Origin of the sequence: Pseudomonas sp. PS1(2021), assembly GCF_020405165.1 — a bacterium.
Taxonomy (GTDB): Bacteria; Pseudomonadota; Gammaproteobacteria; order Pseudomonadales; family Pseudomonadaceae; genus Pseudomonas; species Pseudomonas aeruginosa.
The window spans coordinates 7,415,898-7,429,815 of the sequence record NZ_CP084484.1; the positions used below are offsets into that span (position 1 = coordinate 7,415,898).

Here is a 13,918-nt window from a genome sequence, read left to right on the forward strand (position 1 = left end):
TTGTTTAAGATCGTAGTCGTACCGGTTTTTCCCGGACGCTGTGAAGTCATTGAGCAGAGTCTGTGCCAGTTTTCTATTTCGCAAATTGGACTAATTGAATCAATGGCTTATATAACAACAAGAGTCGTCGAACAGAGTGCGGGCGCCGTCTCGTTGTATCGCTGTCTCGATCTGAGACAGTGGCTCGGGCCGGGCTGGCGCAGTTCGAGACACCTGGCGTGAGACATATGACATGCACAGATCGAGCGACCCCGCCGCGACGCCCACCTCGGCTAAGCATTTGGTCGATTCCCAGGTAATCGCCCGTTCCTGGCAGCGTTCGCAGAATTACGGCCTGTGCCCGCGCGACAAACTGCTGTTCGAGGCGCCGCTGGTGGCCACTGGCAAGCAGATCGCCGAGCGCGACCGCCTGCTGCTGGAATGCGCCATGCCCGAGATGCAGCAGCTGCACGCGGCGCTGGCCCCCCAGGATTGGATGCTGGCTTGCATCGACCTCGAAGGTGTGGTGCTTAGCAGCCTGAGCGGGCGCGGTAGCGCCAGCCGCGAGCTGAAACAGGTTTTCCGTGTCGGCGCGCAGCTGTCCGAACAGAACATCGGCACCACCGCGCCGGGCTGCGCGCTGGCTGAGGGCGATTCGGTGTTCTTCGTCGGCGAGGAGCACTATTTGGAGGAGGCCCGTCAGTTCTCCTGCCTGGCTACGCCGATCTTCGGCCTGGACGGCGGCATAGTCGGGGTGCTGGACGCCAGCAGCCGGCAGGGTGCATCCTCGGTCTATACTCTGGAGTCGCTGGTGTTCGCCGCCCGTGCCATTGAGAACCGCCTGTTCGCCCAGCTCGGAGACGTGCTGCTGGTACACCTGCACTATCGCCTGGACATACTCGGCACGCCGCTGGAGGGGCTGCTGGCCTTTGACCCGGCGGGCAAGCTGCGTTGCGCCAACCGCATCGCCGGCCAGTTGCTGCGTATGGGCGAGGTGCGCGCGGGCCTGGACTTCGCCGAGCTGTTCGACATGCCCTTCGCCCACGCCGCCTGTTTTCGCCGCCATGACCTCAGTGCGCCGCTGCGCCTGCGCAGCCACCACGGCGGCGAGCTGCACGCCTGCATCACTCAGGGCCCGCCTCAGCGAACGGCGCCGATGCTGGCCGAGGCGCCGCGCCCGCGGCGCAGCGCCGAGCCGCTGCCGACGCCGCACAGTGGTGCCTGCCTGCAGGACCCGGCGCTGCAGGATGCCCTGGCGCGGGCGCGCAAGGCCTTCGCCCGCGACATCCCGGTGCTGATCAATGGCGAGACGGGCACCGGCAAGGAGGTCTTCGCCCGCTTGCTGCACGAGAGCAGTGCGCGGGCCGGCGAAGCCTTCGTGGCCATCAACTGCTCGTCGATTCCGGCCAGCCTGATCGAGTCGGAGCTGTTCGGCCATGTCGAAGGCGCCTTCACCGGCAGCCGCAAGGGCGGCGCCATCGGCAAGATCGAGCAGGCGCACAAGGGCACGCTGTTTCTCGACGAGATCGGCGACATGCCGCTGGAGCTGCAGGGCCGTCTCTTGCGCGTGCTGCAGGAGCGCAGCCTGAGCCGCCTGGGCAGCAACCAGCTGATCAAGGTGGACTGCGCGCTGATCTGCGCCACCCACCGCGACCTGCAGCAGCTCAGCGCCGAGCAGGGCTTTCGCGAGGATCTCTACTACCGCATCAACGGCCTGCGCGTGAGCCTGCCGGCACTGCGCGAGCGACGCGACCTGGCGGCGCTGATCCAGCACCTGCTGCGCGCCGAGGCCACCGCACAGCAGCCTCTCCAGCTGAGCCCGCCGGCGCTGCAGGCGCTGCTGGACTATCACTGGCCGGGCAATATCCGCCAGCTCTACCAGTGCCTGCGCCTGGCTGCGGCGCTGGCCGAGGATGACGGCGAGATCGGTGTGCAGCACCTGCCGGACGAGGTGCGCGCAGGCCGCGGCGAACAGGCCGCGACGGTGGCGGGGGAAGGGCTGACGCTGGAGGCGGGGAGTACGCTGCAGCTTGCCGAGGCGCGGGCCATTCGCGCCGCGGTGGAGGCCGCCGGCGGCAACCTTTCGGCCGCCGCGCGCAGCCTGGGTATCGCCCGCGCGACGCTGTATCGCAAGCTCAAGGGGATGGAACAGGGGTAGCAGGCCGCTTGCCTGCGTGGTGTATGGCGCGCCACCGGCGCGCCCGGAATAAAAAAAGGGCAGAGGGCCGCTCGGGACAGCCCCCCACCCGTAAAACTCACAGCTTGATCATCACCGTTTTCAGTTCGGTGTAGTGCTCGATGGCGGCGGCGCCCATCTCGCGGCCGATGCCGGAGAGCTTGTGGCCGCCGAACGGCAGGGCCGGGTCGAGGGCGCTGTGGCAGTTGACCCACACAGAGCCGGAGCGGATGCGCGGAATCATCCGGTGCACCGCGCCGAGGTCGTTGGACCAGATGCTGGCGCCCAGGCCATAGGGGTTGTCGTTGGCCAGGCGCACCACCTCGTCGATATCGTCGAAGGGCATGGCCACCAGCACCGGGCCGAAGATTTCCTCCTGGACCAGGCGGTGGCGCTGGTCGACGTCCACCAGCACCGTCGGCTGAACGAAGTAGCCGGGGCCGAAGCCTTCGCCGCCGCAGGCAACGGTGGCGCCCAGTTCGCGGCCCAGGTTGATGTAGCCGGTGACCCGATCCTGCTGCTTGGCGGAGATCAGCGGGCCCATCTGCACGCTGGGGTCGAGGCCGTTGCCCAGCTTCATGCCGTTGGCGATGGCGGCGATGTCGGCCACCACGTTGTCGAAGTGCTTGCGCTGCACGTACAGGCGCGAGCCGGCGCAGCACACCTGGCCCTGGTTGAAGAAGATGGCGCTGGCGGCGCCGGCGGCGGCCTGCTGCAGGTCGGCATCAGCCAGCACGATGGTCGGCGATTTGCCGCCCAGTTCCAGGGTCACGCGGGTCATGTTGTCCATGGCCGCCTTGCCGATCTGCTTGCCCACCTCGGTGGAGCCGGTGAAGGTCAGCTTGTCCACTCCGGGGTGGCTGGACAGCGCCGCGCCGGCGTTCAGGCCGGTGCCGGTGACCACGTTGAACACCCCGGCCGGGTAGCCGGCTTCCTGAACCAGTTCGGCGAGCTTCAGTGCGCTCAGCGGGGTTTCGTCGGCCGGTTTGAGCACCAGGGTGCAACCGCTCGCCAGTGCCGGACCGAGCTTCCAGCAGGCCAGCAGCAGCGGAAAGTTCCAGGCCACGATGGCGCCTACCACCCCCACCGCCTCGCGGCGGATATAGGCGTGGAAATCCTCGTTCGGCATCAGGGGCAGGGACGGCTCCACCGTGCTGCCCTCGATCTTGGTGGCCCAGCCGGCCATGTAGCGCAGAGAGTCGATGCACAGCTGTACGTCCATGGCGCGGGCCACCTGGGCGCTCTTGCCGTTGTTCAGGCATTCCAGCTCGGCCAGCACGTCGGCGTCGCGCTCGATCAGTTCGGCCAGGCGCCACAGCAGGTTCTGCCGCTCGCGCGGGCGGGTGCGGCTCCAGGCGGAGTCGTAGAAGGCGCGGCGGGCAGCCTGCACGGCCTGATCCACGTCCACGGCGCTGGCCGAGGGTACGCTGGCCAGCGGCTCGCCGGTGGCCGGGTTGCGCACCTGCAGGCTATTGCCGTTGGCGGCATCCAGCCACTGGGCGCCGATCAGCATGCGTTGCGGTCGGGCAAGGAAATCGAGGGTTTTGCGGTGTAGCGGTAGGGTTTCCATGGACGAAGCCTCTTGTTGTGGTTTTGTGTCGGGGCTTAAGCAACGCCTGTGCCAGTGCCGGCAAGGCCGTGCCAGATTGCGTCTGCGGGCTTCCGCTGGCGGTCGCGGGGCTGGCCAGGCTGTATCGAAGACATACAGCTGTCGCAAAACGAGACAGCTGCACCGCTCCGATTGAAACCGCGCAGCGGTAGCAGGCGCTGGGAACAGACGGCTTGCGTCTCCTTGGCATGCTTCCTGTTGGGAGTGCCGGCGATCTCCGCGCTCGCGGATTCCCCATAACAAGCACAACAAATGGGTACCGACATGACTCAGCTCAGCTACACCCGCGGCCCGCAGGACAACCCCCTGCTGGCCATGACCATAGGCGAAGCCTTCGACGCTACGGTGCGCCTGCACGCACGCAGAGAGGCGCTAGTAGTGCGCCATCAGAGTCTTCGTTACAGCTGGGGCGAACTAGCCGAGGTAGTCGAGGGCTGCGCCCGCGGCCTGCTCGCCCTCGGCCTGCTGCCGGGCGATCGGGTCGGCATCTGGGCACCGAACTGCGCCGAGTGGTGCATCGCTCAGTTCGCCATGGCGAAGGTCGGCGCGATCCTGGTCAACATCAATCCGGCCTACCGTCTTAGCGAGCTGGAGTACGTACTGAAGCAGTCCGGCTGCCGCTGGCTGATTTGTGCCGAGCAGTTCAAGAGTTCCGACTACCACGCCATGCTCGCCGAGCTGATCCCGGAGTTGGCCGATAGCCCGCCCGGTGGGCTGCATGCCACGCGGCTTGCCGACCTGCGCGGAGTGATCAGCCTGGGGCGCACGCCGACCGCCGGGATGCTCGGCTGGGCCAAGCTGCTTGGCCTGGCCGGGCAGATCTCGCGCGACGTGCTGCGTCGTCGTCAGGCCCAGTTGCAGTTCGACGACCCGATCAACATCCAGTACACCTCGGGCACTACCGGCTTTCCCAAGGGTGCGACGCTGAGCCACTACAACATCCTCAACAACGGCTACATGGTCGGCGAGAGCCTGGGCCTGAGCGAGCACGACCGCATGGTGATCCCGGTGCCGCTGTACCACTGCTTCGGCATGGTCATGGGCAACCTCGGCTGCCTGACCCACGGCAGCACCATGATCTATCCGGGCGATGCCTTCGACCCGCTGAGCACCCTGCAGGCGGTGGCCGAGGAACGCGCCACGGTGCTTTATGGCGTGCCGACCATGTTTATCGCCGAGCTGGATCATCCGCGCCGCGCCGAATTCGATCTGTCCAGCCTACGCACAGGAATCATGGCCGGTGCCACCTGCCCGATCGAGGTGATGAAGCGGGTGATCGAGCAGATGCATATGGCCGAGGTGCAGATCGCCTATGGCATGACCGAGACCAGCCCGGTGTCGACCCAGAGCGCCGCCGACGATCCGCTGGAGCTGCGCGTGGCCAGCGTCGGGCGCACCCAACCGCACCTGGAGACCAAGCTGGTCGACGAACAGGGCAACGTGGTGCCGCGCGGGCAGATCGGTGAACTCTGCACCCGCGGCTACAGCGTGATGCTCGGCTACTGGAACAACCAGGAGGCGACCCAGGAGAGCATCGACGAGGCCAAGTGGATGCACAGCGGTGATCTGGCGGTGATGGACGAGGCGGGCTATCTGAAGATTGTCGGGCGCAGCAAGGACATGATCATCCGCGGCGGCGAGAACATCTATCCGCGCGAGATCGAGGAGTTCCTCTTCACCCACCCGGCGGTGGCCGACGTGCAGGTGATCGGCATTCCCGACAGCAAGTACGGTGAGGAGGTGGCCGCCTGGGTCAAGCTGCACCCGGATCAGGCACTCACCGCCGAGGCGCTCGCCGAGTACTGCAAGGGGCGCATCGCGCACTTCAAGGTGCCGCGCCACTTCCGCTTCGTCGAGGAGTTCCCCATGACAGTAACCGGCAAGGTGCAGAAGTTTCGCATGCGCGAACTGATGCAGGCTGAGCTGGCACCGCCGCTGCGCCTGGTCGGCCGCTGAGCGGCTGGCCTCGCGTCGGCGGCGCAGGCAAACTGGGCCGCGTTGCAGGACGGGGCTGACGCGGGGCGGCATGGCAGTGGAGAAGGGCACCATCTCGGTACAACTGGTCGGCGAGGCGTTGCTCGAGGCGCGCCGCCGCGGGCTCGACGTGGCGGCGCTGCTGGAGCGCGTCGGCCTGCCTGCACAGGCGCTGGAGCGCCCCTACGGGCGTGTGCCTTCGGCGCTCTACGGCCAGCTCTGGCGCGCTCTGGCGGCGAGCATGGACGACGAGTTCTTCGGCATGAACGCCCGGCGCATGAAGGCCGGCAGCTTCTCCTTCATGGCTGCCATCGCCCTGCGCGAGCCCACCCTGGGCGCGGCGCTGGAACGGGTGCTGGCCTTCTGCGGCCTGGTCTTCGACGGCCTCAGCCCGCGCCTGGTGCAGCAGGGCAGCCTGGCCGAAATCGCCCTGGACGAGCCGGACGGTCAGCACAGTCGGGCCTTCGCCTACTTCACCCTGTGGCTGATGGTGCATGGCCTGCTGTGCTGGCTGGCCGGCCGGCGCCTGCCGATCCTCGGCATCGACCTGCGCTGTCCCGCGCCGGGCTATCTCGAAGACTACCGGGTGATGTTCTGCGACAACCTGCGCTTCGAGCGCCCCTCCAGCCGCCTGCTGTTCAACGCCGACTGCTTGGCGCAGCCGGTGCGCCGCAGCGAGCGCGAACTGAAGCGCTTTCTGGCCGGCGCACCAGCCAATATCCTGGTGCGCTACCGCGACCCGCAAAGCCTGGGGGCGCGTATTCGTGCCTATCTGCGCTCGCTGAGCGCCGCACGCTGGCCCGACTTCGAGGCGCTCAGCAGCCACTTCTACATGGCGCCCTCGACCCTGCGCCGCAAGTTGGCCCAGGAGGGCCAGTCGTACCAGGGGCTCAAGGATCAGGTGCGGCGCGAACTGGCTATCACCCGCCTGGATGCCGGCGAGGGCGATTTCGTCGAGCTGGCCGGCGTGCTCGGTTTCGCCGATATCAGCGCCTTCTACAAGGCGTTCAAGAAGTGGACCGGCTCTACGCCGGGGCAGTACCGCGCGTTGATGCACCCGACGCCCGATTGTCCAAAGCGCTCAGATCGATAGACGACTTTCGCCATTGTCGACGGCGGCGCTCGGCGCGAGCATGGTTCTGACTCGTTGCTGGAGCGTGCTATGCGTATCGAAGATTCCGTATTTATGATCACCGGTGGCGGCTCTGGCCTGGGCCTGGCCGCTGCCCGTCAGCTGCTGGGCCAGGGCGGCAAGGTGCTGCTGCTGGATATCAATGCCGAAGCGGGGCAGCGCGCTGCCGCAGAGCTGGGCGAGGGCGCCCGCTTCGTGCAGGCCGACATCACCCGCGAGGAGGATGGCCGTGTGGCCGTGGCGCAGGCACTGGAGGCCTTTGGCGCCGTGCACGGGCTGGTCAACTGCGCCGGTATCGCACCGGCCGAGAAGATACTGGGGCGCAGTGGCGTGCATGGCCTGGACAGCTTCCGCCGCACCGTCGAGGTCAACCTGATCGGCAGTTTCAACCTGCTACGCCTGGCCGCCGAGGCCATGGCGCAGAACCCGCCGAATGCCGAGGGCGAGCGCGGGGTGATCGTCAATACCGCTTCGGTGGCGGCCTTCGACGGGCAGATCGGTCAGGCCGCCTATGCCGCCTCCAAGGGCGGGGTGGCCGCCATGACCCTGCCGGCGGCGCGCGAGCTGGCGCGCTCGGGCATCCGCGTGATGTGCATCGCCCCGGGCATCTTCGAGACGCCGATGATGGCCGGCATGCCGCAGGAGGTGCGCGACTCGCTGGCCGCCGGCGTGCCGTTCCCGCCGCGCCTGGGCCGCCCCGAGGAATACGCCGCGCTGGTGCGCCACATCGTCGAGAACCCCATGCTCAACGGCGAGGTGATCCGCCTCGATGGCGCGCTGCGTATGGCGGCGAAGTAACCGACACATGACCCGGATTGCGGCTTGACCGCAACCCATGGCACCCCAACGACTTTCAGGAGACAACCATGTCTGCAACCGATCCGGTCGTGATCGTCAGCGCCGCCCGTACCCCCATGGGCGGTTTTCTCGGTGACCTGGCCGGCCTGTCCGCCGCCGAACTGGGCGCCGCCGCCATTCGCGCCACCCTGGAGCGCGCCGGCCTCGCGGCCGAGGCGGTGGATACCGTGCTGATGGGCTGCGTGCTGCAGGCCGGCCAGGGGCAGGCCCCGGCGCGCCAGGCAGCGCTCGGCGCGGGCCTGAGCCAGGCGGCGCAGTGCACCACGTTAAACAAGATGTGCGGCTCGGGCATGCAGGCGCTGATGCTCGGCCACGACCAGCTGCTGGCCGGCAGCGCCGAGGTGTTGGTGGCCGGCGGCATGGAGAGCATGTCCAACGCGCCTTACCTGCTACCGCGCGCCCGCGCTGGCTATCGCATGGGCCACGGCCAGGTGCTCGACCATATGTTCCTCGACGGCCTGGAAGACGCCTACGAGCGCGGCCGGCTGATGGGTACCTTCGCCGAGGACTGCGCGCAGAGCTACGGTTTCACCCGCCAGGAGCAGGACGCCTACGCCTTGGAGTCGCTGCGCCGGGCGCAGCAGGCGATGGAGGCCGGCCATTTTGCCGACGAGATCGTCGCGGTCGAGGCTCCGGCCGGGCGCGAGCGGCGCCTGATCGCCGCCGACGAGCAGCCGCCCAAGGCCAGGCCGGAGAAAATCCCCACGCTCAAGCCGGCGTTCCGCGACGGCGGCACGGTGACCGCGGCCAACTCCAGCTCGATCTCCGACGGCGCCGCGGCCCTGCTGCTGATGCGCCAGTCCGAGGCTGAGCGGCGCGGCCTGAGCCCGCTGGCGCGCATCGTCGCCCATGCCGGCCACGCCCAGGCGCCGAACCTGTTCACCAGCGCGCCGGTCACCGCGATCCAGCGTGTGCTGGCGCGCAGCGGCTGGAGCCTGGACGAGGTGGACCTGTTCGAGATCAACGAGGCCTTTGCCGTGGTGCCCATGGTCGCCATGCGCGATCTGGACATCCCCCACGCCAGGCTCAACGTGCACGGCGGCGCTTGCGCCCTCGGCCACCCGATCGGCGCGTCCGGCGCGCGCATTCTGGTGACCCTGCTCGCGGCGCTGCAGCAGCGCGGCTACAAGCGCGGCGTGGCCGCGGTGTGCATCGGCGGCGGTGAGGCCACGGCGGTAGCCATCGAGCTGTATTGATGGCTGTAGGGTGTCACGGGGCCACCTAGGCCGTGCGCACCATGGTTCGTGTCATTGATTAACCCGCATTATCGGAGCCAGCCATGCTGCCCAACGAAGAACAACTACTGATCCGCGACATGGCACGCCAGTTCGCCCAGGAACGGCTCAAACCCTTCGCCGCCGACTGGGATCGTGAGCATCGCTTCCCCGCCGAGGCCATCGCCGAGATGGGCCAGCTGGGTTTCATGGGCATGCTGGTGCCGGAGCAGTGGGGCGGCGCCGAGACCGGCCACCTGGCCTACGCCATGGCCCTGGAAGAGGTGGCGGCGGGTGATGGCGCCTGCTCCACCATCATGAGCGTGCACAACTCGGTGGGCTGCATGCCGATCCTGAAATACGGCAGCGAGGCGCAGAAACAGCGCTTTCTCCGCCCGCTGGCCGAAGGCAGCATGCTCGGCGCCTTCGCCCTGACCGAGCCGCAGGCCGGCTCCGACGCCAGCGACCTGCGCACCCGCGCCCGGCGCGACGGCGGGCACTACGTGCTGAGCGGCGCCAAGCAGTTCATCACCTCCGGCAGTCATGCCGGCATGGTCATCGTCTTCGCCGTCACCGACCCGGGGGCCGGCAAGAAGGGCATCAGCGCCTTTATCGTACCCACCGACACGCCGGGTTTCTCCGTGGTGCGGGTGGAGGACAAGCTCGGCCAGCATGCCTCGGACACCTGCCAGATCCAGCTCGACGAGGTGCGCATCCCGGCCGAGCTGCGCCTGGGCGAGGAGGGCGAGGGCTACCGCATCGCACTGGCCAACCTGGAAGGTGGGCGCATCGGCATCGCCGCGCAAGCGGTGGGCATGGCCCGCGCCGCGTTCGAGGCGGCGCGCGACTACGCCCATGAGCGGGTCACCTTCGGCAAGCCGATCATCGAGCACCAGGCGGTGGCGTTCCGCCTGGCCGACATGGCCACCCAGATCGCCGTGGCGCGGCAGATGGTGCACCACGCCGCCTGCCTGCGCGAAGCCGGCCTGCCATGCCTGAGCGAGGCCTCGATGGCCAAGCTGTTCGCCTCGGAGATGGCCGAGCGGGTGTGCTCCGCGGCGATCCAGACCCTGGGCGGTTACGGCTACCTCAAGGACTTCCCGGTCGAGCGCATCTACCGCGACGTGCGCGTGTGCCAGATCTACGAAGGCACCAGCGACGTGCAGCGGATGGTCATCGCGCGCGGCTTGTGACGCAGCTAGGCCGAGCGCCGCGGCGAGTCCCCGTTCGCTCTGGGCAAGGGCGCCGGGGCGTGCGCGACCACCGGCTGGGCGCGTTCCGTCTCGCCGCCCAACAAATTCCCCCATGATTTCAAGCACCGGGCCATTGATCGCCAGCACCTTCATCGCTCGTGTGCAGGCGACATACAGCAGGTTCATTTCGTCCTCGAACTTCTCGCGGGTGTTCTCCGGGTGGAACGGCTCGAAGCTGAAGTCGTCACTCAGGGCTACAGCGTCCCATTCAAGCCCCTTGGCCCGGTGAGCGGTGCTGACGGTCAAGCTGGCTTCTAGCTCGTCCTTTACCGCCGTGCGGCGAAGCTTGTCGAACAACTCGGGGAGGTTGTGCTTGTACTGCGTCACAACCCGAATGGTGCGAAGCATTTCGCTATCCTGGCTCTCGTTCGCCACCTCGTCGTAGAGGTCGTAATCAGGATATTCCTGCAGCAACCGCTTGTTCTTGATCAGCTCCCTTCGACCCTTGGAAAGCGAATGCAGATCCTCAATGTCTTGCAGGTGGTAGCTGTCGATGCCGCCTGCCCAGAAGATTTTGTCTCCTTTGGCCTGTGCGATCAGGGCTGTCTCGATCACGCCGATGACTGTCCTGCAGAGCACAGCGCGGTGCTCCAGATCCACAGGCAGAGTCTTGGTCACGCGGGTAGGCTCACCAAGGCCTACCAGCGGGCGCGACTCCCCCTTGAAATGCAGAATCATGTTCGCCACCTTTGCCACGGCAGGACCGAAGCGGAAGCTTTGTGTGAGGTAGTGGGTTTCCGCCTGGTCGAGCCAGTTTGCGTCAAGCGCATCAACCGCGCCCCGGAATCGGTAGAGCATCTGGTGGCCGTCGCCGCATACAACCACGCCCATTCCGTAGCGCGCCTGGTCAGCGAGAAAGCCGGCCAGCAGTGGATTTACGTCTTGAGCCTCGTCACACATAACAATATCGAAGCGGCTTGAGAGATCGGGCCTGGAGAGCGCGTAAGCCTTCAAGTAACCGTCCTGGGTCATCTGCACCGATTCGTCCCGCACATCGAGCATCCGGCCCCACACATGCTCAGCACTTGAGACGATCTTTTCCGCCGCGCGTTTCATGCGCTCGTTCTTGAGCCGGCTCGAAGGCACATGGTCCATGGAAATGCAGTCATCGGCACTGGCGAGGAATGCATTCAGGGTGTCCTGAACGGCGCGGACGAAATCCCAGCTCTGGCTGGATATGGCACGGGCGATATCGGTCAGCCGCAGGTTGCCTGTGAGCTTGTGTTGGTACTTGGAACCCACCGGCCCAAAGGCCATCGCGTGGGAGGTCTTACACGTCACATGAAGAGGGAACTTTTCCCTGGCGACGATTTCGACGCTCTTGTTGTAGCACAGGTACAGGATGCGCTTATTCGGTCGCGCCTGAGCGTAGCCAACTAGCGTTGTGGTCTTACCGGTACCGGCGAAAGCCACAAGTTTGACCAGGCGGGCCAGCGAGTTGATTGCTGGCAGTTGTTCGTGCGTATAAGCGAAAGACATTGGATCACCTCCAGATATGAGAACAACTATGCCTCACACTGGAGGGAACCCAACTGCTGCGGACGGGCCATGAAGGCCAACTGTCAAGGATTCATTGACAGTTGGCTAGGCGATGGCTGTAAGTCAGAGCGTACTGACACGGCGCTGCTCACGAACACCGACCGTACTATACCAACGTGCTTCCTCAAGATTTCGGCGCTCAATTGCCGCTGCCTCTGCCTGTTCTGATGTTGAGAATTTTGCTCTGGGTGTGCCGAAGCTGAAACCTTTGCTGCGCTTGCGGCGTGAACCATCGTCCAGCAGCTCGTACCAGACAGCAACCCATACTGGCGCGGTACCTGGCCGTTCGTAAAGAAAAACGCCAGTCTGCGGGCCTGCCGGTGACTCCCTGTGTCGGGCAACAGATCGTGCTTGCACTTGCAGCATTTCTGCCCAGCGAAATTCTCCCCAGATTTGTATCCGGGGTTGGGGGAGCAACGGAACAGAAAGTGCACTTAAGCTCAGTCGCTGCCCCGCAAACCCTTGCAACGTCTGGATAGTTTCGAAAAACGACCGTTTTATGAAACCGTTTCCGCTATCGCGAGGAAAGGTCACCAACACCCGAAAATCAGTGCAATAAACCTTTCTCACGAATCAAAGTTCGTTAATTCGCAGTCGGCGATTTTCAAGGTAGTTGTCGCGTGAGCGTGTCACGCTGCCTTTGATGTTTGCTGCAGTACCGCTTCCCGCTCCGGGTTCAGGCACACGATTGGTGCCAGCACCCAGTTCCTGATGTTGCCGCTCCAGCGCTCCGGGTGCCGTGCACGCGCCGCCTCGTACAGCTCGATACGCTTGCGCAGCAACTCTTCCGCCTGGCCAGTATGTCGCTGCGCCGGGGTCACGAACTTCAGGGCGCTGTGGCGATGTTCATGGTTGTACCAGGCCACGAAGCTGTTCACCCAGTTCCTGGCCTGCTCCAGCGTGTCGAAGGGCCGCTCCGGCCACAGCGGGCAGTACTTCGCCGTGCGGAACAAGGCCTCGGCATAGGCGTTGTCATTGCTCACCCGCGGGCGGCTGAACGAGGGCATCACACCCAGGTTCTGCATGGCCGCCAGCATGGTCGAGCCCTTCATCGCGCTGCCGTTGTCCGAGTGCAGTACCAGCGGCTGGCCTGCCCGCTGTTCACGTAGGCAGGCCTGGCGTAGCAGCTGGGCGGCCTGCTCGGCGCTTTCACTTTCATGCACCTCGTTGGCCACCAGCTTCCGGCTGTAGACGTCCTTGATCATGTACCAGTAGAAGTAACGGCCCTTGACCGTGGTCGGCAGCCAGGTGATGTCCCAGCACCACAGCTGGTTCGGGCCGTCGGCCACATGGGTCGTCAGCGCTCGTTTCACCGGTGGGCGGCTACGACCGCGTGGATGCTGCTGTTCGGCGTCCTTCAGCAACCGGTAAAGGTCGACTCCGAGGCCAGCCAGGTGCCCTGATCGGCCAGCCGCGCCACGATCTGCTGCGGCGGCAGGCTGGCAAACTCGGGCTGGTTGGCGACCTCCAGCACGCGGCGGCGCTCTTGCGGGGTCAGCTTGTTGGCCGGCTCAGCTCGCTGTGCCGAAGGACGCCGATCCTCCGGGCAGTGCTGCCAGCGCTGCAGGCTGCGCAGCGACAGGCCCAGTTCGGCGCAGGCCTGCGCCCGCCGCGCTCCCGCCGCCACGGCGTCCTCGATCAACTGCAGCGTTTCACGGCGATCCGGGGCGCTGATCATTCGTCCTCGTCCTTCCCCAGAGCGCCTCGGCTTTTTCGCAACACCAGCAGAGCCGCGGTTTCTGCCAGCGCCGCATCCTTGCGCCGCAGTTCACGCTCCAGCTGCTTGATGCGCTTCTTCGCGGCCTTTTCCTCTTCGCGTTCGCGCCGGGTCTTGATCGGCTGAGCCAGGCTGTTGGCCTGCTCGCAGGCTTCGCGCCAGGCGTTGATCTGCTCGACATACAGGCCTTTGCGCCGGCAGTACTCCGCCAGCTCAGCCGCATTGAGGCTGGCGCTTTCCAGCACCACCCGAAACTTGTCCTGGCTCGACCACTGGTCGGCCTGCTGTCCATCTCCCGGCACCACTGCTCCCGCTGCTCTGGCCTGTTTGCGCCAAGCATACAGGGTGGCATCAGTAATGCCTGTCGCTTCCACCAGCTCCGGCACCGTCCGGTTCAAGGGCGGCATCATCTGCCGCACCACCCACTCCCGATGCTCTATCGAATAACGCGCCACACGGCTCTCACT

The 13,918-nt window shown here is 66.1% G+C and carries 8 protein-coding genes and 2 pseudogenes; 6 read left to right on the forward strand and 4 right to left on the reverse strand.

All coding sequences use genetic code 11. The features are described 5' to 3' along the window. Window positions 1–232 precede the first annotated feature (232 nt). Window positions 233–2,137 carry a sigma-54-dependent Fis family transcriptional regulator gene (locus LE197_RS35135; RefSeq protein WP_226033807.1) on the forward strand — a complete coding sequence of 635 codons (1,905 nt, stop codon included), beginning with the start codon at window positions 233–235 and terminating at the stop codon, window positions 2,135–2,137. Between the two features lie 97 nt (window positions 2,138–2,234). Here LE197_RS35135 and LE197_RS35140 read toward each other — a convergent pair whose 3' ends face one another. Then, window positions 2,235–3,725: an aldehyde dehydrogenase family protein gene (locus tag LE197_RS35140; RefSeq protein WP_226033808.1), complete on the reverse strand. Its 1,491-nt coding sequence runs from the start codon at window positions 3,723–3,725 to the stop codon at window positions 2,235–2,237. A gap of 303 nt (window positions 3,726–4,028) precedes the next feature. On the opposite strand from LE197_RS35140, the gene LE197_RS35145 reads away from it, so the two are divergent. From LE197_RS35145 to LE197_RS35165, 5 genes are all read left to right on the forward strand, one after another. Beyond that, window positions 4,029–5,720 carry an AMP-binding protein gene (locus LE197_RS35145; protein WP_226033809.1) on the forward strand — a complete coding sequence of 564 codons (1,692 nt, stop codon included), beginning with the start codon at window positions 4,029–4,031 and terminating at the stop codon, window positions 5,718–5,720. Window positions 5,721–5,790: 70 nt separating this feature from the next. Then, window positions 5,791–6,831, forward strand: a complete 1,041-nt coding sequence (locus LE197_RS35150) for an AraC family transcriptional regulator (RefSeq protein WP_023123326.1) — start codon at window positions 5,791–5,793, stop codon at window positions 6,829–6,831. A 69-nt stretch (window positions 6,832–6,900) separates the two neighbouring features. Continuing rightward, entirely contained in the window at window positions 6,901–7,668 is a 768-nt protein-coding gene (locus LE197_RS35155) for a 3-hydroxyacyl-CoA dehydrogenase (RefSeq protein ID WP_023123325.1), read from the forward strand. Between the two features lie 68 nt (window positions 7,669–7,736). Next, a complete protein-coding gene (locus LE197_RS35160; RefSeq protein WP_023123324.1) occupies window positions 7,737–8,924 on the forward strand; it encodes an acetyl-CoA C-acyltransferase in 1,188 nt (395 codons plus the stop codon). A gap of 83 nt (window positions 8,925–9,007) precedes the next feature. Continuing rightward, the gene (locus LE197_RS35165; protein ID WP_023123323.1) at window positions 9,008–10,135 is read left to right on the forward strand and encodes an acyl-CoA dehydrogenase family protein; all 1,128 of its coding nucleotides are present in this window, start codon (window positions 9,008–9,010) and stop codon (window positions 10,133–10,135) included. Window positions 10,136–10,210: 75 nt separating this feature from the next. On the opposite strand, the pseudogene LE197_RS35170 reads toward LE197_RS35165, so the two are convergent. The 3 genes and pseudogenes from LE197_RS35170 to LE197_RS35180 all read right to left on the reverse strand — a co-directional run. After that, window positions 10,211–11,674 (reverse strand): annotated as a pseudogene (locus LE197_RS35170) (UvrD-helicase domain-containing protein); the annotation flags it as partial. A 123-nt stretch (window positions 11,675–11,797) separates the two neighbouring features. Next, window positions 11,798–12,304 (reverse strand): hypothetical protein, encoded by a 507-nt coding sequence (locus tag LE197_RS35175; protein ID WP_124084233.1) that lies wholly within the window; start codon window positions 12,302–12,304, stop codon window positions 11,798–11,800. 59 nt (window positions 12,305–12,363) lie between these two features. Then, window positions 12,364–13,906, reverse strand: a pseudogene (locus LE197_RS35180) (IS3 family transposase). Window positions 13,907–13,918 lie beyond the last annotated feature (12 nt).

Coding starts and splice junctions, on each gene's coding strand:
- LE197_RS35135 (WP_226033807.1), top strand. CDS start 233: ATGCACAGATCGAGCGACCCCGCCGCGACGCCCACCTCGGCTAAGCAT.
- LE197_RS35140 (WP_226033808.1), bottom strand. CDS start 3,725: ATGGAAACCCTACCGCTACACCGCAAAACCCTCGATTTCCTTGCCCGA.
- LE197_RS35145 (WP_226033809.1), top strand. CDS start 4,029: ATGACTCAGCTCAGCTACACCCGCGGCCCGCAGGACAACCCCCTGCTG.
- LE197_RS35150 (WP_023123326.1), top strand. CDS start 5,791: ATGGCAGTGGAGAAGGGCACCATCTCGGTACAACTGGTCGGCGAGGCG.
- LE197_RS35155 (WP_023123325.1), top strand. CDS start 6,901: ATGCGTATCGAAGATTCCGTATTTATGATCACCGGTGGCGGCTCTGGC.
- LE197_RS35160 (WP_023123324.1), top strand. CDS start 7,737: ATGTCTGCAACCGATCCGGTCGTGATCGTCAGCGCCGCCCGTACCCCC.
- LE197_RS35165 (WP_023123323.1), top strand. CDS start 9,008: ATGCTGCCCAACGAAGAACAACTACTGATCCGCGACATGGCACGCCAG.